The organism is Microcoleus vaginatus HSN003 (assembly GCF_022701255.1).
In the GTDB taxonomy this organism is placed as follows: domain Bacteria; phylum Cyanobacteriota; class Cyanobacteriia; order Cyanobacteriales; family Microcoleaceae; genus Microcoleus; species Microcoleus vaginatus_B.
Genome location: NZ_CP031705.1, coordinates 3,096,170 through 3,120,197, shown reverse-complemented (window position 1 = coordinate 3,120,197; position 24,028 = coordinate 3,096,170). Strand labels below are relative to the sequence as shown.

13 protein-coding genes are annotated in these 24,028 nt (G+C 45.9%); 7 read left to right on the top strand and 6 right to left on the bottom strand.

What is annotated here, in order from left to right; genetic code table 11:
• Positions 1 to 309 precede the first annotated feature (309 nt).
• On the bottom strand, positions 310 to 4,158 hold the full coding sequence (locus D0A37_RS13475) for a tetratricopeptide repeat protein (RefSeq protein ID WP_242724858.1): 3,849 nt from the start codon (positions 4,156 to 4,158) through the stop codon (positions 310 to 312).
• A gap of 202 nt (positions 4,159 to 4,360) precedes the next feature.
• Positions 4,361 to 4,795 (bottom strand): hypothetical protein, encoded by a 435-nt coding sequence (locus D0A37_RS13470; protein WP_445242526.1) that lies wholly within the window; start codon positions 4,793 to 4,795, stop codon positions 4,361 to 4,363.
• A gap of 253 nt (positions 4,796 to 5,048) precedes the next feature.
• Between D0A37_RS13470 and D0A37_RS13465 the strand changes: the two genes are divergently transcribed.
• The 3 genes from D0A37_RS13465 to D0A37_RS13455 all read left to right on the top strand — a co-directional run bounded on the left by D0A37_RS13465 (position 5,049) and on the right by D0A37_RS13455 (position 11,109).
• On the top strand, positions 5,049 to 5,897 hold the full coding sequence (locus D0A37_RS13465) for a M28 family peptidase (protein ID WP_242724857.1): 849 nt from the start codon (positions 5,049 to 5,051) through the stop codon (positions 5,895 to 5,897).
• A 145-nt stretch (positions 5,898 to 6,042) separates the two neighbouring features.
• The gene (locus D0A37_RS13460) at positions 6,043 to 9,921 is read left to right on the top strand and encodes a hydantoinase B/oxoprolinase family protein (RefSeq protein WP_242724856.1); all 3,879 of its coding nucleotides are present in this window, start codon (positions 6,043 to 6,045) and stop codon (positions 9,919 to 9,921) included.
• A 51-nt stretch (positions 9,922 to 9,972) separates the two neighbouring features.
• Positions 9,973 to 11,109: a three-Cys-motif partner protein TcmP gene (locus D0A37_RS13455; protein WP_242724855.1), complete on the top strand. Its 1,137-nt coding sequence runs from the start codon at positions 9,973 to 9,975 to the stop codon at positions 11,107 to 11,109.
• On the opposite strand, the gene D0A37_RS13450 is transcribed toward D0A37_RS13455, so the two are convergent.
• A complete protein-coding gene (locus D0A37_RS13450; RefSeq protein WP_242724854.1) occupies positions 11,090 to 11,878 on the bottom strand; it encodes a DUF5131 family protein in 789 nt (262 codons plus the stop codon). The two genes, D0A37_RS13455 and D0A37_RS13450, sit on opposite strands and share 20 nt — an antisense overlap.
• Before the next feature lie 240 nt (positions 11,879 to 12,118).
• On the opposite strand from D0A37_RS13450, the gene D0A37_RS13445 reads away from it, so the two are divergent.
• Positions 12,119 to 12,766, top strand: a complete 648-nt coding sequence (locus tag D0A37_RS13445) for an RNA polymerase sigma factor (RefSeq protein ID WP_242724853.1) — start codon at positions 12,119 to 12,121, stop codon at positions 12,764 to 12,766.
• Between the two features lie 112 nt (positions 12,767 to 12,878).
• The gene (locus tag D0A37_RS13440; RefSeq protein ID WP_242724852.1) at positions 12,879 to 13,199 is read left to right on the top strand and encodes a 2Fe-2S iron-sulfur cluster-binding protein; all 321 of its coding nucleotides are present in this window, start codon (positions 12,879 to 12,881) and stop codon (positions 13,197 to 13,199) included.
• Between the two features lie 204 nt (positions 13,200 to 13,403).
• On the opposite strand, the gene treS is transcribed toward D0A37_RS13440, so the two are convergent.
• The gene (gene treS / locus D0A37_RS13435; RefSeq protein WP_242724851.1) at positions 13,404 to 16,784 is read right to left on the bottom strand and encodes a maltose alpha-D-glucosyltransferase; all 3,381 of its coding nucleotides are present in this window, start codon (positions 16,782 to 16,784) and stop codon (positions 13,404 to 13,406) included.
• Positions 16,785 to 17,428: 644 nt separating this feature from the next.
• On the opposite strand from treS, the gene D0A37_RS13430 reads away from it, so the two are divergent.
• The gene (locus D0A37_RS13430) at positions 17,429 to 18,856 is read left to right on the top strand and encodes an IS4 family transposase (protein ID WP_242715793.1); all 1,428 of its coding nucleotides are present in this window, start codon (positions 17,429 to 17,431) and stop codon (positions 18,854 to 18,856) included.
• 61 nt (positions 18,857 to 18,917) lie between these two features.
• Here the strand turns inward: D0A37_RS13430 and D0A37_RS13425 are convergent, their stop codons facing one another.
• Positions 18,918 to 20,228 (bottom strand): IS701 family transposase, encoded by a 1,311-nt coding sequence (locus D0A37_RS13425; RefSeq protein WP_242716580.1) that lies wholly within the window; start codon positions 20,226 to 20,228, stop codon positions 18,918 to 18,920.
• Between the two features lie 256 nt (positions 20,229 to 20,484).
• On the opposite strand from D0A37_RS13425, the gene D0A37_RS13420 reads away from it, so the two are divergent.
• Complete coding sequence (locus D0A37_RS13420) at positions 20,485 to 20,715, top strand: photosystem II protein, Psb35-related (RefSeq protein ID WP_242724850.1); 231 nt, start codon at positions 20,485 to 20,487, stop codon at positions 20,713 to 20,715.
• A 104-nt stretch (positions 20,716 to 20,819) separates the two neighbouring features.
• On the opposite strand, the gene D0A37_RS13415 is transcribed toward D0A37_RS13420, so the two are convergent.
• Positions 20,820 to 23,771, bottom strand: a complete 2,952-nt coding sequence (locus D0A37_RS13415; RefSeq protein WP_242724849.1) for an ATP-dependent Clp protease ATP-binding subunit — start codon at positions 23,769 to 23,771, stop codon at positions 20,820 to 20,822.
• Between the last annotated feature and the right edge of the window lie 257 nt (positions 23,772 to 24,028).

Sequence of the window (24,028 nt, the reverse complement as noted above, 5' to 3'; positions counted from 1 at the left end):
GGGTAAGTTAGTTAAACAATTTTGATTGTAATGATTATAGCAGTAATACTTCATTGATTCCGGGCGGGATCTTCGGCCCACCCCACAAGAAAATTTGATGTCTTGTGGAACGGGCCGGAGATCCAGTTGCTAACACGGGTATAATGTCCGTAGTGGCGAAGCATTTGCGTCACAAAACGCGGATTTTTCTATACAGGAATTACGCACTCCGAACAAAGAAACCGGGTTTTTTCGGGAATCTGCGTGTCGCAAGGAAGTATTTTCGTAAAAACCCGGTTTCTGGGCCCCCATGCGTAAATCCTGTCACTATTAATCTGCTCCCTCCTCCTCTGTTTCACTGGCTTTCTGAATAGCTGAAAACCTCTCTCCCGGACACTCATCACCCGTAAACTCTCGCCAAATTACCTGAAACTGACTGTCTCCCAACTGCTTGAGCATCCGCCCTAAATCTGCGATATCCGAGTCAACCCATTCTGAATTATGCTCGATGTCAATGGCTAAGGCTTGAATGTAAATTTTCACGGCCTCTGTCCAATTCGATTGGGTTTCTAAAGTTCGGCTCCATACAGTTAGAGCTGAGGAAGCTTTACGCCAATCATTTGCTGCACTTGTGGCTGTAAATGCTTTTTGGAAATAGGCTATCGCAGTGTCAAAATCTCCTTGCTCTTTGGTAATGTTTCCCAATCCTTGATACTGGTTAGCAGCGGAGTAAAAATCCCCCGCATCTTCATGAATTTGGAGAGATTTATTGTAAAAAGCGATCGCATCGTCAAACCGCCGTTGCTCTTGGGCTACGATTCCTAGATTGTGATAGTCGCCAGCAGCACTGTAAAAATCCCCCGCATCTTCATAAATTTTGACAGCTTTGTTGTAAAAGGCGATCGCATCGTCAAACCACCGTTGCTCTTGGGCTACCTGTCCTAGTTGGTGATACTCGTCAGCAGCGTTGTAAGCATCCCCCGCATCTTCATAAATTTGGAGAGCTTGATTGTAAAAGGCGATCGCATTGTCAAACCGCCGTTGCTCTTGGGCTACCGTTCCTAGTTGGTGATAGTCGCTAGCAGCACTGTAGAAATCCCCCGCATCTTCTTTAATTTTGAGAGCTTTATTGTAAAAAGCGATCGCATGGTCAAACTGCCGTTGCTCTTGGGCTACTCTTCCTAGTTGGTGATAGTCGCTAGCAGCACGGTAGAAATCCCCCGCATCTTCATAAATTTGGAGAGCTTTGTTGTAAAAAGCGATCGCATGGTCAAACTGCCGTTGTTTTTGGGCTACCACTCCTAGATTGTGATAGTCGCCAGCAGCACGGTAGAAATCCCCCGCATCTTCATAAATTTGGAGAGCTTTATTGTAAAAAGCGATCGCATGGTCAAACTGCCGTTGCTCTTGGGCTACTCTTCCTAGTTGGTGATAAGTAACAGCAATACTGCCATTCACGGAAGGGTCATTTAAGGCTGTCAATTCATCCCGAATTTCTTGATAAACGGCTCTTGCTGTTTCCAAGTCAGCACTTTTAAGAGCTTCATTTGCATCTACTCCCCGCAGATACATCCAGAAATCAAAAGCATCTTGCCCCTTTGCCTTTGCTTGTGGCAAGTGGAAGCCAATTTGGTTCAGCGCCCGTTCTCGCAGGGACTTAAATTCTGGTTTGCGCCCCCATCGCTGATACACCTCCCCCAAGGCGCAAAGAATACGATAAGCTTTATTCCAATCCTGCTGCTGTTCTGCCAGTCGTAAATGTTGCAATAAATTCGGTTCTTCCACTCGCAGCACAAAGGTTGCCAATTCTGCATTGCTGATAAGTTCCTTACGGTAGTTATCCGCCAACGCTGCATAGAAATCCAGCAACTTTTTTTCTAGGGTATTGATTACCTCCTGCGAACCCATTTGGTCTAACTTTTGTCGCAAATACCAAGGCAGTGCCGGGTGAATTTTGTAGATACTGTTTTCCAAATATTCCAGAATTCCGGCGGCAGTCGCTTCATTCAAGAGTCCAATCCAATCCGATTTCTGCAAGTTTTCTCCAAACACCGCCTGATATGCTTGTCCAAACTCATCATCAGGATTTGCTGAAAAATAATCAAGCCAATGTGCATCCACTCGATCGCAAAATAGCCCTAAAAACGGCAAATGCTGCCGCGCCCGTTCCGACAAATTGGCAAACGAATAATCCAGCGACACCGTTAGAGATTTCTCTCTCCCTTCCTCCTCTGCACCTTTAAAAGTATCCAATCCCCGCCGCAGCGCCTCAATCAACTGCACCGGAGTCTGCGTCTTCAAATGCCGCAACACCACCCTCAGCGACAGCGGATGTCCGCCCAACAGTTTCAGCAACTCCAGATATTCTCCAGGCAATTTCGCCCTGTCAACCCCCGCTTCCAGCAGAATCCGCGCCGCCAACTCTTCCGCATCCGGCTTTACCAATCCCTTTAACTCCCGCAGCGCGTAACCGCAATCCAACCAATTTTCCTCGCGCCGGCTGGTAATCAAAACCCAAGATTGTCCCCCGCGCAACTCTTTAAGAAATTGCTTCAAGCTGTCTCTTTCCGCAGCCGGTAAAAGCGGCTGATTCCCCTGGGGAAACCCATTCACCGGTTCAAAATTATCCCAAATCAACAGACAAGGATTAGTTTGCAAATATTTTCGCACCACCTCCTGCTGTCTTTCCGGCGACAATGACGAGAATTTTTCCCCGCCCAGCGCCCGGCCAATTTGATTCACTACCTGACTCAACCCCGCACCGCGTTCAAAAGAAGTGAAGAAAACGCCACCCGTGCGCCCCTGAGTATCACCCAACCACCGCGCAAACCCTCCGGCCAACTCAGTTTTCCCAACGCCGCCCATCCCCTGCAACAGCACGACATGATTTTGGCGAAAAGCTCTTTCAAGACACAAAATATCGTAATCTCGCCCAATAAACCCATAGGCGCTAACATCTGGCAAATCTACCGCCAGCGTAGCCTCTGTGTCAGATTCCCCCATCAAATCTGCAAAACTCGGAGTCGCAGCTTTCGGCCGAAAAGGCCTGCAAGGTTCCTGCTGATACAGCACCGGCACCAGCCAATCTTGCAGCGGTAAAAGCCCTTTGGGACTGGGGCGCTGTTTGTCTATGGACATAGATTTGCGCCCCGCAGCCACCGCAGAGGCGATGTCTTGTCCCCGCACCAATTCCCCGTACAGCCGTGCCATGAAGTGTTTGGCGCCTGCCGCATAGACGGAATAAGCCATTGCGACAACGCCTTTCGCGCCCAACTTCACCAACTGTCCCGCCACGGAAGAAAAGGCTTCTTCCCCAGCTTGTCCCGACTTGCAAGCATTGAGAATAAAAATCGGCACGCGGCAATCAGTCAAATATTGGGCAATTTCCGTAGCAGTAACTATTTCCGGGTTGCCGTCTGCATCTTCAAAGACTAAAACGCCTTCTCCCGATTTCCCGTACTGAGTTTGAACGGTTTTGCTGTCAGCTTGAAAGTCTCCATGTCCGTCAAAATGAACGATATGATAAAAGCCTTTGCGGGCGTTAAGTTCTGCTTCAAACTGCTTTAAACTAGGGGGGCGCAATACCGTGAGATTCACCTGTTTTTGAATAGGTTTGAGTGCCTCTAGCATGGGGCGGGCGATGGTTTGAAAATTAATATCCTTCGCTCCAGAGGGTCGAGCAATAACTAATAAAATATTTAAGTGTTCGTCAGACATTTCTCCCATGTCTGCCCGAACTGGATACTCGCTAAGACTGCGATACATCCCCGCCAGCAAAGGTGCAAGAAATTGATAATTTGGGGTAAACAGCAATTCCCAGGGCAAATTGAGTACGGCTGGATTGTCGGAAACAATACTAATTTCGCACTTATCTAATCCGGCTCGTGTCGCTTCCTGAAAAAACTCCCGCGCCTTGTCGCTGCTGCGAAATACTAAGTCAAATAGCTGCTGTCCCCAAGCTTGCAACTGCTGTTCAATTTTTTTAGCATTTTCCGGTTCTAGTCCGTAGGGAAAGCGCAGATACTCTTCGAGATACCAGCGCAAATCGGCTAGAACTTTGCTGTCAAAGGGATGTTCAAAGGTAACGGGAGGGGCAAATCGGGGTGCTGAGTTTCTCCGCTGCCAGAATAGTTGGATCGAACCAGCATCGTGATTAATGCGTAGGGAGTTTTCTGCCATTTTTTTGCGGCTTGATTAACTTATAACTATATGAGGACTTACGCCGGGGTGGTCAGAAACCGGGTTTTTTCTAAAATACTTCGTTACAGTCGCAGAAACTGCCAAAAACCCGGTTTCTGTGGTTTTGATGCGTAAGTATCGTATATATTTCCAAGGTGTTGCTATTGATTCCGGATCTTCTGTAACTGTATCCCGATCGCACTCAAACCTCAATTGGTTGCGAGACAGCCCCCATTGCTAAAATACCCAAAATTTTATTCACATCTTTGAGGTAATATTCAGTCAGATCGATACTAATTACACTTCCTTCTAATTTCATAAATTTCCAAATACTCCCAGTTGTCACTGCCCCGTAAATTGTTGAAACTTCATTGCCTGTACGTTCGTTAAATATCCTAGCTGCTAACATTTCCGCTACGCATTGTCCCAAGCCAGCAGTGATATTTTCTTTTTTTGCTTCCACCAGGGTAATTACGGGAGCGCTGACAAATAGTATTTCAGGTGAATTGCTGATAATAAAATCGCAAATCCCATTTAATCCCGTTTCGCTATCCACGTCAAACTCTATTCCCGAAAATAAGTTAATTCGTTCCTTTAACTGTCTTCTGAGGTCGATTAAAATTGGTGAAATAATCATTTCCGAGCGAGCTTTTTCGCTGTTGCTGGCAAGGGCTAAAGGTACATTCTAACGTAGAATTTCTGTCAAGAGAGGGCTGCATTGTAAGTCGGGTACATTTCCAAATAAATCGACTATTTCTGAAGTTGTCAGTTGAAAGGTTCGTTTGACTTTTTCTAAACTAAAATCGCTGTAGGGCATTTGGCTGGTATTCCTATAATTTCCAAGATTAAACAGAATATAATTTGATTGTACTCATTGTGTAGCAGACTGCATGAATCTCAAAGAACGCTTGCACAGCCATCTGATTCAAATTGTACGCGATCGCAACCCATACCTCGCATCCGAAGGGCATTTTTATGCTCAGCAATACATCCGCGAACAGTTGGCACAGTGGGGAACTGTAGAAATTGACGATTTTTCGGTTCGCGGCCAAATTCATCACAATTTGATTTTGGATTTACCCCCCTCCGAAAAGGCAAGTAAGAAGCGGTTGCCGCCGATCGTAATTGGTGCTCATTACGATACTGTACCCGGATCGCCTGGGGCCGATGATAATGCTACTGGTGTTGCTGTTTTGCTGGAACTCGCAAGGGATATCGCATCTGGGCCGCTCAAATATCCAGTGCAATTAGTCGCCTTCGATATGGAAGAATACGGTTATTTGGGAAGCAGTCATCATGCAGCTAAATACAAGCAACAGCAAGACTCAATCCGGTTAATGATTTCTTTGGAAATGTTGGGTTATTGCAACCATAATCCTAATTCTCAAAGCTACCCCGCTGGCTTGAAATATTTTTATCCAAATAGTGGCAATTTTATTGCTTTAATTGGCAATTTGCGGACGGTTCCCGATTTGATTAATTTGAGTGGCAAAATTCGCAAATCAGGTCAGCCCTGCGAGTGGCTACCGGTGCCGAATCGAGGTTTAATTGTGCCGGATACTCGCCGCAGCGATCATGTTCCTTTTTGGGATAATGGTTATCCGGCTATCATGGTGACTGATACTGCTAATATGCGAAATCCGCATTATCATCGAGAAAGCGATAAGATTGAGACTTTGGATTTGGATTTTCTGGCTGGTGTTTGTCAGGGGTTAGTCAAGGGCATTCGACATCTATAATTAATATGATCGAGCGCCTGCTAGTTTGAACGACCAGAAATTATGACTTTTATGACCCGAAGTTATGAGTTTTATGAATTGACTCGAACAGAAGTTTGTTGAATACTTGTAAATTAATCAAGCAAAAATATCAAAAAAAAGAGATATGAATCCTACTTATCCCGATCGCACTCGCTGGCAATTTTGGATCGATCGCGGTGGCACTTTTACTGATATTGTCGCCCAGCGCCCCGACGGTAAATTAGTCATTCACAAGCTGCTGTCGGAAAACCCAGAACGCTACACCGATGCCGCAGTCCAAGGAATTCGCGATATTTTGAGAATTCCCGCCGACGCAGCGATACCCGCCACCGAAATTGAAGCGATTAAAATGGGGACGACGGTGGCGACAAATGCTTTGCTGGAACGAAAGGGCGATCGCACAATTCTGTTAATTACTAAAGGTTTCGGCGATGCGCTGAGAATTGGCTATCAAAACCGCCCGAATATTTTCGCCCGCCACATTGTTTTGCCGGAGATGCTGTACGATCGAGTTATTGAAGTTGCGGAACGCTACAGTGCTCAAGGTGAGGAGTTGACTGCTGTCAATCCCGAGTTTATCCCGTCTTTGCAGCAAGCATACGATGAGGGAATTCGCAGTTGTGCGATCGTATTCATGCACGGCTACCGCTACTCGGAACATGAAAAACAAGTTGCTAAAATAGCCAAAGAAATTGGCTTTACTCAAATTTCAGTATCTCACGAAGTTAGCCCGCTGATGAAATTAGTTTCGCGGGGAGATACTGCGGTTGTCGATGCTTATTTATCTCCGATTTTACGGCGTTATGTCGAACAAGTAACCAGTCAGTTAACAGAGGCAGAGCCTCTGGATCTGCGTTCCCCGGCAGAGCCTGGGAACGAGGCTGTAGGGGCGGGCACCGGGGCACCGTCCCCTAAATTAATGTTCATGCAATCGAACGGCGGCTTAGTGGACGCGGCACAATTTCAAGGAAAAAACAGTATTTTATCCGGGCCTGCTGGGGGAATTGTCGGTGCTGTTCAAACGAGCAAAAAGGCAGGTTTTGATAAAATTATTACCTTTGATATGGGCGGAACTTCGACAGATGTTGCCCATTTTAACGGCGAATACGAACGCGAATTTGAGACGGAAATTGCTGGGGTGAGATTGCGATCGCCCGTGATGGCAATTCACACTGTAGCAGCCGGCGGCGGTTCAATTGTCTTTTTTGACGGGGCTCGCTACCGCGTCGGGCCGGAGTCTGCAGGGGCCAATCCTGGGCCCGCTTGCTATCGCAAAGGCGGCCCTTTGACGGTGACTGATTGCAATGTAATGTTGGGCAAAATTCAACCGGATTTTTTCCCGAAAGTATTTGGATTGAATGGAGATTTGCCGATCGCCCCTGACGTAGTAAAGCAAAAATTTGGGCAATTAGCGGGGGAAATCGGGGGCGAGAGGACGGCCGAACAGGTGGCGGAGGGTTTTTTGGCGATCGCCGTGGAAAAGATGGCAAATGCTGTCAAAAAAATCTCGCTTCAGCGCGGTTACGATGTTTCGGAGTATACATTGTGCTGTTTCGGCGGTGCGGGCGGCCAACACGCTTGTGCGATCGCCGATGCTTTGGGCATGAAACGGGTATTTATTCACCCTTATGCGGGTGTGTTGTCGGCTTACGGTATGGGTTTGGCTGATGTGCGGGCTATTCGCGAAAGGGCGATCGAGCAACAATTAAATGCAGAATTATTAGCTGATTTGCATCATATTTTAACTGAATTGGAGGCTGATGGAAAGAGGGAATTGAACCGCAGAGGCGCAGAGAACACAGAGAATGAGTCAGAGGTTTTAGTTGTTAGCAAGTTGCGCTTAAAATATCAGGGAAGTGACTCTGTTTTGGCTGTCAACTGTGCTGACAATATTGAGGTCATGCAGGCTGAATTTGAAGCAGCCCACCGACAGCGTTACAGTTTTATTATGCCAGAAAAACCGCTGATTGTGGAAGCGGTTTCGGTGGAAGTTGTAGAAAGAATGGATGTGCCGGAAGCATCCACAATTTCCCCCTCTTGTGGCACGGGCATCTTGCCTGTGCAACCAATTTTGCAAACAATGGATGTGCCGGAAGCATCCACAATTTCCCCCTCTTGTGGCACAGGCATCTTGCCTGTGCAGCCAATTGTGCAGACAATGAATGTGCCGGAAGCATCCACAATTTCCCCCTCTTGTGGCACAGGCATCTTGCCTGTGCAACCAATTTCAACGGTGCAAACCTATGTTGCTGGCGGGTGGCGGGAAACGCCTGTTTATCAGAGAGACGATTTGCGATCGCACGACTGCATTAGCGGCCCTGCTATGATTGTTGAAGCTACGGGAACCAATATCATAGAACCGGGCTGGGAAGCGGAAATTACCGAAAATAATGATTTAATTTTGAACCGCCGATGCACGCAGATGGAGACAGATAATATCCGCGTTCATTCGGGTTTATCTGCGGTTAAATCCGATCCAGTTTTGCTAGAAATTTTTAATAATTTGTTTCGGGCGATCGCGGAACAAATGGGCGTCACATTGCAAAACACAAGTTCCTCGGTGAACATCAAGGAACGTCTCGACTTTTCCTGTGCAATCTTCGACCAAAACGGGCAATTAGTTGCCAACGCGCCGCACATTCCCGTGCATCTCGGCTCGATGAGCGAAAGCGTTGAAGCTTTAATTTTAGCACGAGGCAATGCGATTCAACCGGGCGATGTTTATGTTTCTAACAATCCCTACAACGGCGGCACACACTTGCCAGATATCACCGTTATTACTCCAGTATTTGCTCGTGATTCCTCCCTTCCTTTGTTTTATGTTGCCTCGCGCGGACACCACGCCGACATCGGGGGAATTACTCCCGGTTCCATGCCTCCTAACAGTACAACAGTAACTGAAGAAGGTGTATTGTTGGACAATTTCTTGTTAGTAAGCGAGGGCAATTTTCGAGAAAAAGAATTACTAGAACTTCTGACAGCGGGGAATTTTCCGGTTCGCAACTCCGATCAAAATATAGCGGATTTGCAAGCACAAATTGCTGCTAACAAGCGCGGCGCTGAAGAACTTCTCAAGATGGTAGAACATTATAGATTAGAGACTGTGCAAGCTTATATGGGCTTCGTACAAGACAATGCGGAAGAGTCGGTGCGGCGGGTAATTGAGGTTTTGAGTGATGGCGAATTTACTTATCCGATGGATAGTGGCGGACAAATTAAGGTAGCGATTACAATTGACAAATCTGCGCGCAGTGCAAAAGTAGATTTTACTGGCACTTCAGGTCAACAAGCCAACAATTTTAATGCTCCGGCTGCGGTGTGCAAAGCGGCTGTTTTGTATGTTTTCCGCACCTTGGTAGATGACGATATTCCTCTCAATGCGGGCTGTTTGAAACCTCTCGAAATCATCAATCCCGAAGGCTGTATGCTGAATCCTCGCTATCCAGCGGCGGTAGTTGCCGGAAATGTGGAAACTTCGCAAAATATTACCGATGCTTTGTATTGTGCTTTGGGAGTGATGGCGGCTTCTCAGGGAACTATGAATAATTTTACCTTTGGGAATCAGCGCTATCAATATTATGAAACAATTTGCGGCGGTTCGGGTGCTGGTGCAGATTTTGACGGTACTGATGCGGTGCAAACTCACATGACTAATTCGCGTTTAACTGATCCCGAAGTATTAGAATGGCGGTTCCCGGTGTTGTTGGAAAGTTTTGCAATTCGGGCTAATAGCGGGGGGAATGGATATCATCGCGGGGGTAATGGAGTTGTGCGGCGAGTGCGCTTTCGGGAAGCGATGACTGCTGGTATTTTATCGGGGAGACGGGTGATTTATCCTTGCGGTTTGAATGGGGGTGAAGCGGGGAAAGTGGGGCGGAATTATGTTGAAACGGTTGATGGAAAAGTTGAGGATTTGGGGAGTACGGCGACTGTGGAAATGCAGCCGGGGGATGTGTTTGTCATTGAGACTCCTGGGGGTGGAGGTTACGGTAAATCAAAATAGTAGTATAATTCAGTAAAATGTAATAATTATCGAGCTCGGAGAGGCAAAGTTATGGTTAATAATTCTTTCTTCGATAAGCCTAAAGAACAATCTTTAGTTAAAATTGAGATCGTAGCTAAATACTTTGGGGCATGGGCTAAGATAATGATTAGTCAAATAAAAAAAATACCCTTCTCAAAAAGGCCCCAAAACATTGCATATGTAGATTTATTTTCTGGACCAGGTTATTATAAAGACGGTTGCAAATCTACACCATTACTAATTTTGGAAAGTGTCCTTACTGAATCAGAAATGCGAGAACAGTTTGTAACAATTTTTAATGATATAGACTCCAATAATACCGAGTCTCTCGCTCGGGCAATAGCATCTTTACCTGGTATAGATACCTTAAGACACCTACCAATTATTTTAAATAAGGAGGTGGGAGAAGAAATTATCCAGGATATTAAAAATAATATTAAATCAGCACCAACACTTTTTTTTATTGACCCTTTTGGTTATAAAGGTTTGTCAATTAATCTAATAGGCTCCGTTATCAGCAATTGGGGTAGTGATTGTATATTTTTCTTTAACTACAACCGCATTAATATGAATCTAAATAACCCAGTTGTCAAGAAAGAGATGAACTCCTTTTTTGGTGAAGAACGAGCTGATGCGCTGAGGGAAGAACTTAAACCTATGCAGCCTGAAGAGCGAGAATCAACTATTGTAAAGACTATTTGTCAGGCATTGAAAGATGTTGGAGGGTCGCACGTTCAAGATTTTTGCTTCAAAGAACCTAGCGGTAGTCGTACTAGCCATTATCTTATTTTTATATCTAAGAATAAGCGAGGTCACTCAATTATGAAAGATATTATGGCTAAAAAAAGCTCTATTTTTACTCAGGGAGTACCGTCTTTTGAATATAATCCCGCACCTATTCAACTTTCACTCTTTGATATGGGGCAGCTTGATGCTCTTGAAAGTATGCTAATTGATGAATTTACGGGTCAAACACTAACAATGGAAGAAATTTATAATCAGCATCATGTTGGCAAGCGTTACATTAGCAAAAATTACAAGGAAGCTCTGCGGAAACTAGAACAACAAGGTAAAATTATAGTACATCCACCTGCCAGTGAACGAAGAAAATACAAAGGAGAAATTACATTTGGAGAGGAGGTGAGGGTTACATTCCCACCCAAGTAGGCGTTACTACTTTATTTGAGTTGCGACTCACACTCAAAGTGTAGCCATTCCATTGCTTTTGGTGTTTCTCCCATGCTTCGGGCATCTCATCCCAAATTCTCTCATCCAACATTCTCCCAGCAGCTTTAGGTGTTCTACCTCCCCATTGCTTGAAGAAAAACGCGACTTCAGCATCCTGACACTGATCCCGAATACTTTGTGCCCATTCTTCCTGCATCGGACGGTGTTTTTGCCCCGACTCTCCCCCAACTATTACCCAGTGAATATCTCTTAGATCGAGTTGCAAAGGCCCTAAAAGTGGTTCGCAGGATAAAAACCGTACCTTTGCATTGACTTGTCGCAAATGATCCACACGATGAACATAGTTTTGATTTTCAACAGACACCCCCATCCAAATATTATCAGACCAATCAAGTTGAGGGGCTAAGTCTGCTAAACGCTCATGTCGCTTCGTAAGAATTTGATAAATGTGGTGAGGAGTTTCACGCATTACATCAAAAACTTGTTTCAGGAATTCAAGAGAAACATCTTCATGGAACAAATCACTCATTGAGTTAACAAAAATGCGACTCGGCTTTCGCCAGCTTTTAGGCTCATTCAAACGTTTTGGATATTCCGTTAAATCAAAACCGTTAGGAAAATTAGTATGAAACCGTTTTGTCAATGCTTCAGCATAACAATGCGTACAACCTGGACTGACTTTATCGCAGCCAGTCGTTGGATTCCATGTTCTGTCGGTCCATTCGATACCAGTATTAATGCTAGACATACAAAGAATTTACCATTTAAACAACCTTTGTAGGTGACGGTGAACAAATAAAATACGCTCTATTAATTGAGGTTTATTGAGCGTCATCTACAAATTCCATTATATAATTAAATTGACTTAAATATGACTTAAATATGACTTAAATATCAACATATTTTTTAAGCACTTGCATCAAATGTATATCGTGTTGTAGAATCGGGCTGCACCCGCATTTATTCTCCAAACCTTTCCATAACAATTGTGCAAACACCTAATTTTTCAGAACTCAACCATCCTGTGGTCAAATCCCTGTTCCATCACAGCGACCAGGAATTATTGACTCTGTTTCAAAACCATCCCGATCAGGGTCGCTTCTTTACGGCGATTTTTTGCCGCTACGCTCAAATTGTACACTCCCTGATTCGCCATTCCGTGCGATCGCCCGTACAAGGCGATTACCTATTTGCCCACACTTGGCTGCACATCTATCACGAACTGCGAGGCCTGGATTTGCGCCGCGAAATCCAAGAGTCTGATGGCGAAAATCTCAGTCTCCAAAACTGGCTGATTAATGTCACGGCCGTCTGCATAAATCAAGCCCAATTGCCACCTGTTGAGTCGATTCACTACTCTTTGCAATCGGCTCCGCCTCCCCTGTGGTGTTACGTCAAACAAGCCTTAGAATTGTTAGCACCGCTACCGCGTTTAGTTGTGTTGATGGCTCAGACTTTCCGCTGGAGCGAAACTCGCATTGCAGCTTATTTGCAAGCAGAAGGCGAAGCTATTTCGCCCGCTCAGGTAAAGGCTTTGCTGCAAAAAGGATATCAAAGTTTAGAATCCAACTTGCCGGAGGATATTCGGGCTATTTATCTCGAGGAAAATCTCGATTATCAAGAAGCACTTGTCTAGATATACACGATATAAATCCGCCCTTTCTAGTTGTAGGGGCGGGTTTTACCCGAAATATTTGCTAGGACTAACAGCATCGTAAACCGGCCCTTTCGCGAGGAATAAGAAAAAAATGGCAGTTTATCAAGTTCGGTTGGTGAATCAGGAACTTGCGCTCGATCGCACGATCGCAGTACCAGACGACCAGTATATCTTAGATATGGCAGAAGATGCCGGTATCCGCTTGCCGAATGGATGCAAGCAAGGAGAGTGTTCTGCTTGCGTTGTCAAACTGCTTAGCGGTGAAATCGACCAAAGCGAACAAAAATTTTTGAAGCCGTCAGAATTGCAAGCTGGCTACGCTGTTACTTGTGTGGCTTACCCGCTTTCTGACTGCACTTTGTTAACGCATCAAGAACAAGTTTTATATCAAGCAGCTCTTTATTTTAAGTAATAAGAAATCACTTTTTTACCATCTTTTCGTCTAGTCTCGCTTGGCGCGAACTTTGTTTGTAGAGGAGCGAATTCTATTCCTTGATTTAATCGTTAGTAAAGCAGATTTCGTGTCATGTAAGGTGCGTGACTCTCCAGCATCTCGCTGCCACTTGAGTTGCTAGAAAGTCACGCACCCTAACGAGTATAGATAAACCCGCCCTTATTAATTGAGCAATTGTAGAATCCGCTTCAGCGGAATTTCGGCCCAATCCAAGCGGTAATTGAGTTCGTATGCTAGTTCGCCAACCGCTTTTTCCAAAATGTAAGCATCCAGCAAAACTTGTAGTTCCGGGATAGATTTTGGCAAGAAATTTGCATCGGCTGCTGTCGCCAAATAACTCTTGACAAAAGTTAGGCTGACCCAGCGGTGCCAAACGTTCGCCCACTGCTCCATCTCCGGGAGATTTTCAGGGCGAATCATGCCACTTTCTACTTCATTGCGGAGTGCCAAAGTAACAGCGTAACTTATAGATTGCAGCATTCCCGCAACATCTCGCAGGGGCGACCTCTTCATCCGCCGCTCGCTTAAGGGTCGATCGCGTTCTCCTCCGAAATCAATAATTACGAAGTCTTTGCCTGTATAAAGAACTTGCCCGAAATGGAAGTCCCCGTGACAGCGAATTCTATCGGCGGTGATTCTCAAGTTCAAAATAGACTTGAAACGTTCCATGATCAACTCTTCGCGGTTGAGGAGCTTTTGCGCCGATTTTTGTATGTCTGGCGGCAGTTTAGACAGCCGTTTTTTCAGATCCAGCAAAGTTCTTCCTGCCAGATTTCTCATGTGTTGATAGATGGAACGCTGGTAAAAGGAGGTGAAGCTTTCTGGGGCAAAAGCGGGATTTTCTGTGTCAGCAGCTAAAGCGAGGTGAAGTTCGGCTGTCCGTTGACCTAAAAGTTCGGCTGATGCCAAGTAAGAGCCGATGAGTTCGCGAGCTAAGGCGGGAATTTCTAGGGATAAATCCGCTACTAGCGAGTTTGGCTGCCGCTGGGTTTGTCCGGTCAAAGCGCTCGGCAAATAATTTTCGGGGGCAGTAGATAAATTCTCGCTGGAATGCTTTGCTTCTACTGTCATTACTTGCTCGAAATAGTCGCGCAGTGTGTCTAATGTATAAGACCAAGCATCTACGCTGTCGGGGATTAATTTTTGTAGGATTCCGACTGTAAGGACTTGTTTTGCTGGTGTGTGATATTCCAATGCTCCGGCAATTGGAGCATAGTGTTGGATCGAGTTGCGATCTGTTAAAAAGCGTCCGATTTCTAATTCGGGGTTGATACCTTCCTCGATTTTTCGCAATATTTTCAGGACGAAGCGGTCGCCGTAACCTGCGGATGTATTGCTTTGTTCTTTTTTGAACACGTGGGGGTCGAGGTGGGATAAATCTTCTTCGGAGCTGAATGCACGGTCGGCAATTCCTACCAGTTGACCTGCAACACCTCTGTAACTGCGAGAATTGCCGATCGCCTCCAGCAGCGCGCTCAGAAAACCTTTGTCACCAGCAGCATCAAATAGTACCCCGACTTCCTTGTTGGTTTCTGGGAAGTGCAGGCGCGCGATCGCCCGATCGTCCACATCGCCTTTCATCTCTTCCCAACCTAAAGGCAAAACGTAAGTTTCCGGCATACCTTCAGTATAATTCAACAGCAAAAACAGAATATAAACTTGAGATTGCTCCCCCGCACTATCTTTACATTCAATCGGTACAACCTCACTTATTTCTAATGATTGAATTGTCCGATCTGTACCACCAAACCAGCGATTGCGCCGCAGGTATACCGGCAAAAGATTAACCAGCATATCGCTTAACTGACTTGTAGCAAAAGCAGTTTTCCAATTGCCTATCACCGCCAAAGTAGGCAAGTCTGTGGGAACACCGTGCAGCGCAAAATCTTCGTGTTTAACAGTAAGAGTAAACCAGTAAAACGTGTGAGGACTCAAGCACAAAAAGTAAGGCGACTCCCCAACGGCCGGAAACTCAGTGCGGCCGAAAATCTCCACCGGAACAGCACCTTTAAAGGGCGCAAGGTCTAATTCTGCCGTCTGGACGAAGCGTGACAAATTAGCCACTACGAGGATGTGTTCGTCTTGATAAGTGCGTACAAAAGCTAAAACTTTGCGGTTTTCCGGGTACAGAAACTCGCAAGTTCCGCGACCGAATGCTTGGAAGCGCTGCCTAATTGCAATTAGGCGTTTCATCCACCACCAAAGAGAACTCGGATTCGCCCGCAGCGCTTCCACGTTAATAGATTCGTAGTGATATTCAGGGTCAACAATTGGCGGTGCATACAGTCGCTGCGGGTTAGCACGGCTAAAACCGGCATTGCGATCGCCACTCCACTGCATCGGAGTTCTCACCCCGTTGCGATCGCCCAAATAGATATTGTCTCCCATGCCAATTTCATCGCCGTAGTAAAGCACCGGCGTACCCGGAAGAGACAGCAGCAAAGCATTCATCAACTCGATCCGGCGGCGGTTATTTCCCATCAAAGGAGCCAAGCGGCGGCGGATGCCCAAATTAATTCTCGCCTGAGTGTCTTGAGCGTAAACCCGATACATATAATCTCGGTCTTCATCACTCACCATTTCCAGCGTCAATTCATCGTGATTCCGCAAAAATAATGCCCACTGACAATTATTGGGAATATGTGGAGTTTGCTGGAGAATGTCGCTAATTGGGAAGCTATCTTCCATATGCAAAGCCATAAATAAACGCGGCATCAGCGGAAAATGAAAGTTCATGTGACATTCATCGCCAGCAGCGTAATATTCAACCGCATCCTCGGGCCACTGATTCGCCTCAGCCAGCAGCATCCGGTTCGGGAATTTCTCATCTACGTGCTGCCGCAATTGCTTCAGGAATAGGTGAGTTTCGGGCAGGTTTTCGCAGTTAGTACCTTCGCGCTCGTACAGGTAAGGCACCGCATCCATTCGCAGTCCGTCTACTCCCAGCGCCAACCAGAAATCTACCACATCTAAGATAGCTTGGCGGACGGCGGGATTGTCGTAATTCAAATCGGGTTGGTGGGAATAAAAACGGTGCCAGTAATAAGCTTTTGCTACCGCATCCCAAGCCCAATTAGAGGTTTCAAAATCTTTGAAAATAATCCGAGCATCTTGATATTTTTCCGGGGTGTCGTTCCACACATAAAAATCTCGTTCGTTACTGCCTTTCGGGGCGCGGCGCGCTCGCTGAAACCAAGCGTGCTGATCGGAAGTGTGGTTGACAATCAACTCAATAATGACTCGAATTCCCCGCTGGTGCGCTGCTTCTAAAAGGTCTTTAAAATCCTCTAATGTGCCGTAAATCGGGTTGACGGTAGTATAGTGAGATGTATCGTAGCCGTCGTCTCGCAGTGGCGAGGGAAAAAATGGCAGTACCCAAATTGCTGTTACTCCCAAGTTTTGCAGGTAATCCAGTTTTTCAGTCAGTCCTCTAAAGTCGCCGATGCCGTCTGCATTGCTGTCGGCAAAAGCCCGAACAGGTACTTCGTAAATAATCGCGTCTTTGAACCACAACGGGTCGTTATTTAACATTGAGCTTGGCATGATTTGTAGCGCTGATTGGTAATTGGTAATTTGTACTTAAAATTTGGTGATTCGGATTTGTTAGTTCAAACCCAAACTGATAAATCATAACTTATAATTTGGCCGCTCTTCCTCATGCGAGCGGCAGAGTTTTAATCGTAATTTATTAACGCAAAACTTATAATTTCTTAACTCTAAAATCTCCACAATCTGTTTTGCTATTTCGGATACAGTTCATAATCCGGGTACTGTGCTAGCTACCGATGGGCGGTAGCGCCCACCCTACCAAGGCGTGTCAACTTAAGCCTGAAACCCCTCTGTATCTCTCGCTGGTAGCCCAGTCTAGATCCCAATACGCTTGGGTTAAAACTATTTATTCCTCGGAGATCCCCCTCGCATCTCCCTTAAGAATGGGGACTTTGAGTAAGTTCTTGTCCCCCCCGGGAGGGGGGTGCCAGGGAGATCGAGCTTAACTGAACCGTATTGGTCTAGATCCCCCTAAATCCCCCTTGATAAGCTATGCCTTACTCACATCTTTCTTAACAAAGGCGCTCCGGCTCAAGCCGGAGCGACCTCCGGGCGCTCGCTCCCTTGGAGTAGGATTGACAACCAGGAACCGAATCAAGTAAGCCTGAAATTACGGTATCAGAGGCGAGTGAGGAACTATGACGGCAGAATGGGCAGTAGCAGAACTACAATTTGCTTGTTTAGGCGATCGGCGTCGCCAGAAAAGACTGGTGCGAATTGTCTCAGACTTAGCCTCACAGCCCCATGCCACTGTGCCACAAGCATCAGGGGATTGGGCAGCCACCCAAGGGGCTTATGACTTTTGGTCATCTCCACGAGTCTCGTCAGATGCGATTCGCCAAGCCCACCAAAGAAGTACCATCGAACGAATCAAAGTACACCCAATGGTTCTGGCGATTCAGGACACCACAGAACTGAATTTCACCCACCATCCCAGCAAGAAAGGAATGGGACACTTGGATAGTGCCACCAGTCGGGGTCTGAAAGTTCACTCAGTATTTTGTAGCTCTGCCAATGGAGTACCATTAGGAGTGTTGCACCAACAAGTATGGGCGCGAGATCCTGCGACTATTGGTAAGAAGCATTCCAGAAATCAAACCGAAACCAAAGACAAAGAAAGCCAACGTTGGTTAACAGCTCTTGATGCGACCCAGAAGGTGATGCCAGAATCAATTACTGTACTAACGGTAGCCGATCGCGAAGCCGACATCTATGACTTTTTAGCGACTGAAAGACCTGAGAATTCTCAGTTGTTAATTCGCGCCTATCACAACCGTCAAGTCAAGAACTCTGATGGTACAAAAGAAGTAGAGCGACTACAAGGTGCGATCGCCAAAGTACCGATCGCCGGACAACTGGACTTGGAATTGCGAGCTAATCCGCAGCGAGAAGCTCGTAAAGCGACTCTGAACCTGCAGGCTACAACAGTCGAAATTCTACCTCCTCAAAGCCACCCTCACCACCAAAATTTACAGCCGCTGACAGTGCAAGTGATTCTGGCTAGTGAAAACAACCCACCGACCACAGAGAAGCCTGTAAGCTGGTTGTTATTGACCACCTTGCCCATTAATGGTTTCTCTGATCTTGTCCAGTGCTTACGCTGGTACAGTTACCGTTGGTTAATCGAACGCTATCATTACGTTCTTAAAAGTGGATGCGGTTTAGAACAGCTACAATTAGAAACTGCCGAGCGCATCGAACGGGCAATCTCAACCTACACAATTGTGGCATGGCGGTTATTGTGGATGATTTACGAATCTCGTCATCATCCTGAGCTGGGAGGGGACACCATTCTCGAAACCCATGAATGGCAAGCACTTTACTGCACAATTCATGGGACTCCTATCCCTAGTGAATCACCCCCAACTTTAAGTAATTGCATTCGTTGGATTGCAAAATTAGGTGGATTTTTAGGACGTTCATGTGATGGTGAACCGGGTGTCAAGACCCTGTGGCGAGGCTGGCAACGTTTGCATGACATTGCTGGTACATGGAAATTAGTTTCCACCCATTCCCCCCCGGATGTCAAGCCTGATTTTGTTAAGAAAGATGTGAGTAAGGCATAGCTTGATAAGGGGGACTTTGAGAACACTCTTGTCCCCCCCTTATTAACCCTCTTTGGTCACTCTACGCAGAGGAAAACTGGAAATAAGGGATATTGAGGTTTTGAAAAATTGAACGAGTTAAATTATTGACAAGCATTTGAAGTTGAAAAAAGCCCTCGGATAACTTAGGAATAGTAAAAACTCGTAGCCAAGGTTTAATAAAGTTAAATAGTACAAATGGTTGAAGTATTAAACGGAGGTTGTTAAGAATATTCTTCCACCCATTTCCTTGATCCCACCAAGGATGTGATGAAAAATTAGATTCAGATTGTGGTGGTAATTTTAGCAGTTGTTCAGAGTGGAGACTAACCATCAAATAAGCGCTAAAAATAATTTCCCACCATTTTTCTATTTGTGGGTAATTAGTTAGGCGAAAATCTGCCCATCCTAATTCGTTTTTACTTTGCTTCAAACCATATTCTACCCAAGTTCTTAAACCATAAAAATTACCTACTTCTCGGGGTGTAATGTTGGGAAATTTACTCATTACATACCAAGTAGTGTTTTTGGGCAGCTCCTCTTTATCAGTTGTGATTTGCCAATATTTAATTTCCGGATTATCACCACAAAAAATCTCTCTTATATATCTGTATTCCGAGCTTAAATCTGAGAAGACACGTTTGAATCTTTGCCACTTTGAATATTTGACTTTCGCGTCTGTAACTCCCCAGGCTTTGTGGTTAGAGCGAATTGCCACAATAAAATTTAGATTCAATCCCTCTAGTATTTGAATAAAATTTTTACTACTCTCTCCGTATAAACTATCTGCTAGGACAAGATTAAATTTAAATCCCATCGCACGCAATTGTTTGAGCATTTTCGCGGCAATTTCAGGTTTAGTTAGATATTCATCTCCTGGTTGCAGTCTTTCTCTCGGTTTATAAACTTCAAATAATAGAGGAAAAGTCAGACCAGATAAAACACCATACGCTGTAACTGCAACGATACCATTATCTGTTTTACCTAAATTTCCAATGTACTGCCGTTTTACATAATCAGTCGCATTCCCCTTTTTTTTATCTCCTGTCTCATCAATTATTAGTACTATTGGACGCCCTTGAAGTACATATAATATTAATTCTAATCGTTGCTGACTTAATTCTTTTACATCCCAAGGTGATTGTGTTAAAAAATGGTGTAATGCTTGATGATTATCTAGCCCTATAACTTTCGCTATTGATGGTAGGGTTTTGCGTTTTATGTCCGATATCATACCGACATGTAAGTACTTAAAAGCTTCAAAGCTCCTAACTTCTGGAAATATGTTTTGGTAAATTTGACAGTATTCATCTATAAATTTGACTGTGGGTACTGGTTGACGAGGCTCTACCATAGGATTGGCAATGCTTTTGGGGTGTGTTACTGCTTATACTACCACGAGAGTGACAAAAGAGGGTTAAGGGGGGTGCCAGGGAGATCGAGCCCTTGTTGAGACTAAGCACACCCTGCACACCTTACAGACTCAGGATTAGGTACGGTATTTACTACCTGCCGGACGGTTGGCACGACATTACAGTACCTTGACGTTGATTGCAAACTTTCGTTACATTAGTTTACATAAAGCAACAAAAGTTAAGGAAAAAGCAGATATGGCTATTGTAATCGCTCTTTTAATCGTCGGTTGGGTCGCGGCCTCAGTAATTGGCACTCAAGCATATTTCCTCGGGGAACAGTCAAAGCCCATCCACGAGCGGAATTGGAACGATGAATCTTTTGAACAACTAGCAAAATCAGTGACGGGAACAGAAATTGATTACCGGGTTCGCGTTCCTGCCTACAGCATGGATGCCTATGGTAGCCGCACCATGTCTAATTCTTGATATATTTCACCATTTTTAATAACAGGCAGGATGCCTGCTCCACAAAAAAATTGAGTATTTGTGGAACAGGCATCTTGCCTGTTCCTAACTATACTATTCGGCAACTATAAGCTGTTACCTGTCAGCGCTGGGCGAGAATCTTTTTTGCGAAATTGCAAAGAGTTATTTTCGCAGTCGATCGCAATTGTATCACCCTCCACAAACGCATTTTCCAGAATCTTGTTTGCCAGCGGGTTTTCCAGCTCCCGCTGGATGGCGCGTTTCAAGGGACGAGCGCCGTAAACCGGGTCGTAACCAACATCTGTGATATGGTTTTTCGCCGCATCCGACAGTTCCAAAGTAATTTTTTGCTCTGCCAACAAACGCTCGATCCGCTTCACTTGAATGCTGACTATTTGCCGCAATTCGATCTTGCTCAAAGTGTGGAACAAAATTATCTCGTCCACCCGATTGAGAAATTCCGGCCGGAAGTGCGATCGCAGCGCTGTCATCACCCGTTTTAACATCTGTTCGTACTCTTGGTCTGTCTCCCGTTCTTGAGTCAATAAATTTTCATTTTCACTCTTGTTTTCACTCTTGTTTTCCCTCTTAGTTACAGTATCAACATCAACTCGCTCGGCCGACACCTCAACAGTACCGTCGGCAGCCACTTTATAATCTGTTTTTGGGCTTGACAAATCTTTCGTTTCCTGCTTGCGAGTAGCAGGTTTTTTAGCGGTTTTTTCCTTCTTAGTAAACACGTCTAAAATGTGGTCGCTGCCGATATTGCTGGTCATCACAATTACGGTATTTTTAAAGTCAACCACTCGACCTTGAGAATCGGTAATTCTGCCGTCATCCAACACTTGCAACAAAATGTTAAATATATCCGGGTGTGCCTTTTCCACTTCGTCAAATAGCACCACCGAATAAGGGCGTCTCCGCACTGCTTCGGAAAGTTGTCCGCCTTCGTCGTAACCGACATATCCCGGGGGAGCTCCTACTAACCGGGAGACGTTTTGCTTCTCCATGTATTCCGACATATCGATGCGGATGATCGCATCATCGCTGTCAAACAAAAACTCCGCCAACGCCCGCGCTAACTCAGTTTTTCCGACGCCTGTGGGGCCCATAAACAAGAAAGAGCCGATCGGCCTTCCGGGGTCTTTCATGCCCGCCCTAGCGCGCCGAATTGCCGCCGCCACGGCTGTTACAGCTTCCTCTTGACCGATGACTTTTTGGTGCAAGTGTTTTTCCAATTGCAACAATTTTTGGCGTTCGGATTCTAACAACCGGTTAACCGGAATGCCCGTCCATTTAGCGACAATTTCCGCAATATCGCCCTCAGTAACTTTTTCGCGCAGCAGGGAAGAACCTTGAGCTTGCTGTTTCAAAAGTTCCGCTTCTTTGGCTTCGCGATCGCGCACCGCAGTTTCCAACTTGCCGTACTTTAACTGTGCGGCTTTATTCAAATCGTAAGCCCTTTCTGCTTGTTCGATTTGCACTCGCAGTTGGTCTTCTTCTGCTTTCAATTTATTGATTGCATCCAACAACTGCTTTTCGCCCAACCACTGAGAGGACAATTTTTCTTGCTTAGCTTTTAAAATGTCAATCTCAGATGTGATGCGTTCGACGCGGAAGCCGAGCCCAGGGGCTTGAGCGCTTTTTCCTTCACCTTCGATCGACAATTTTTCCATTTCCAACTGCATCACCCGACGGTCGATTCCTTCCAATTCCACGGGTTTAGAGGTAATCTCCATTTTCAAGTGGGCGGCCGCTTCATCTACGAGGTCGATCGCCTTGTCCGGCAAAAAGCGATCGGAAATATAGCGGAAAGACAGAGTTGCAGCAGCTACCAGGGCCGAATCAGTAATTTTTACCCCGTGGTGGCGTTCGTAACGGTCTTTCAATCCGCGCAAAATCGAAACAGTATCTTCAACGCTGGGTTCGCCGACAAATACTTGTTGAAACCGGCGTTCCAAGGCAGGATCTTTTTCGATATGCTTGCGGAATTCGTCGAGAGTTGTAGCGCCGATGCAGCGCAATTCGCCTCTGGCCAACATTGGTTTTAACAAATTTCCCGCATCCATTCCCGAACCGGAACTGCCACCGCCGCCGGTGCCAACAACCGTGTGCAATTCGTCAATAAATAGGACAATTTGCCCGTCGGAATCGATGACTTCCCGCAGAACAGACCGCAATCGTTCTTCAAATTCGCCCCGGAATTTTGCCCCAGCAATTAAACTGCCCATGTCGAGGCTAAATAGCTGGCGATTTTTCAAAGATTCCGGTACGTCGCCGTTGACAATTCGTTGGGCTAAACCTTCGGCGATCGCAGTTTTTCCGACTCCGGGATCGCCAATTAACACCGGATTGTTTTTTTGGCGGCGGGAAAGAACTTGCACCACGCGGCGGATTTCCTCGTCGCGGCCGATTACTGGGTCGAGTTTGCCGGCTTTGGCGGCTTCTGTCAAATCGCGCCCGTACTTGCTGAGGGCGTCGGAGTTAGCTTCGCCATCTTGATCTTGGGCTTTAGCGCTGCTGCGGCTGGCTTTCCCCGTTTCGGAATTTTTTTCTTGGGTTTTAGCAGTGGCGCGGACTGATTTGATTGCTTCTTCGAGTTTTGGTCGATCGAGCGTACCGGCTGGGGGTTTGCGATCGTAACCGGGGCGGCCCGGCGGGCCGTCGCCTTTTGTCAGCAACCTGCGACCGACTCGTTCGTCTTCTACTAAGCCAATTAATAAATGTTCAACGGCGATAAAATTATCTTGCCAAGTCGCCCTGGTGGCCTCGGCAACATCTAACATCACTTCTAAGCCGCGACCGAGGTATAGTTGGTCAGCGTTGGCAACTCTGGGCTGTCGTTTGGCAAAAGCATCTAACTGCTGCGCCAAGCGGGCGGCATCGACTCCAGCTTTGCTGAAAATGCTGTTGGCCTGACCTTGCTGTTCGAGAAGGGCGATGGCTAAATGTTCAACCTCTAGCTGCTGATTGGCAAAGCGGCGGGCGACATCCTGGGATTTGACAATGGCTTCCCAGGCTTGATCTGTAAATTTGCTAGGGTCTGTTGGCTGCACGTTGGTTCCTCGCAATCAAGGGGATTCCTGTTGTTATCCGTTAATACATCGTCTCATAACCATCATAATCTTTAAACAGGATTATGAATTTATGAGTGCGGTTAACTAGGGCGGAAGTTGTGACCTAATTGACCTCTTACAAAAGCTTACAGTTCGCAATCCTCCCGAAATTTGGTGCGGTCAGACCGACTGTGGCGATTTTCTTCGGGATAGCTTCCCTCGCCCGTACTTATAAAAATATTGCCACACACAAGATT

What these genes read in the sequence shown, in the direction of transcription:
- D0A37_RS13475 (WP_242724858.1), bottom strand. Translation starts at nt 4,158, where the DNA reads ATGGCAGAAAACTCCCTACGCATTAATCACGATGCTGGTTCGATCCAA.
- D0A37_RS13470 (WP_445242526.1), bottom strand. Translation starts at nt 4,795, where the DNA reads ATGATTATTTCACCAATTTTAATCGACCTCAGAAGACAGTTAAAGGAA.
- D0A37_RS13465 (WP_242724857.1), top strand. Translation starts at nt 5,049, where the DNA reads ATGAATCTCAAAGAACGCTTGCACAGCCATCTGATTCAAATTGTACGC.
- D0A37_RS13460 (WP_242724856.1), top strand. Translation starts at nt 6,043, where the DNA reads ATGAATCCTACTTATCCCGATCGCACTCGCTGGCAATTTTGGATCGAT.
- D0A37_RS13455 (WP_242724855.1), top strand. Translation starts at nt 9,973, where the DNA reads ATGGTTAATAATTCTTTCTTCGATAAGCCTAAAGAACAATCTTTAGTT.
- D0A37_RS13450 (WP_242724854.1), bottom strand. Translation starts at nt 11,878, where the DNA reads ATGTCTAGCATTAATACTGGTATCGAATGGACCGACAGAACATGGAAT.
- D0A37_RS13440 (WP_242724852.1), top strand. Translation starts at nt 12,879, where the DNA reads ATGGCAGTTTATCAAGTTCGGTTGGTGAATCAGGAACTTGCGCTCGAT.
- treS (WP_242724851.1), bottom strand. Translation starts at nt 16,784, where the DNA reads ATGCCAAGCTCAATGTTAAATAACGACCCGTTGTGGTTCAAAGACGCG.
- D0A37_RS13430 (WP_242715793.1), top strand. Translation starts at nt 17,429, where the DNA reads ATGACGGCAGAATGGGCAGTAGCAGAACTACAATTTGCTTGTTTAGGC.
- D0A37_RS13425 (WP_242716580.1), bottom strand. Translation starts at nt 20,228, where the DNA reads ATGGTAGAGCCTCGTCAACCAGTACCCACAGTCAAATTTATAGATGAA.
- D0A37_RS13420 (WP_242724850.1), top strand. Translation starts at nt 20,485, where the DNA reads ATGGCTATTGTAATCGCTCTTTTAATCGTCGGTTGGGTCGCGGCCTCA.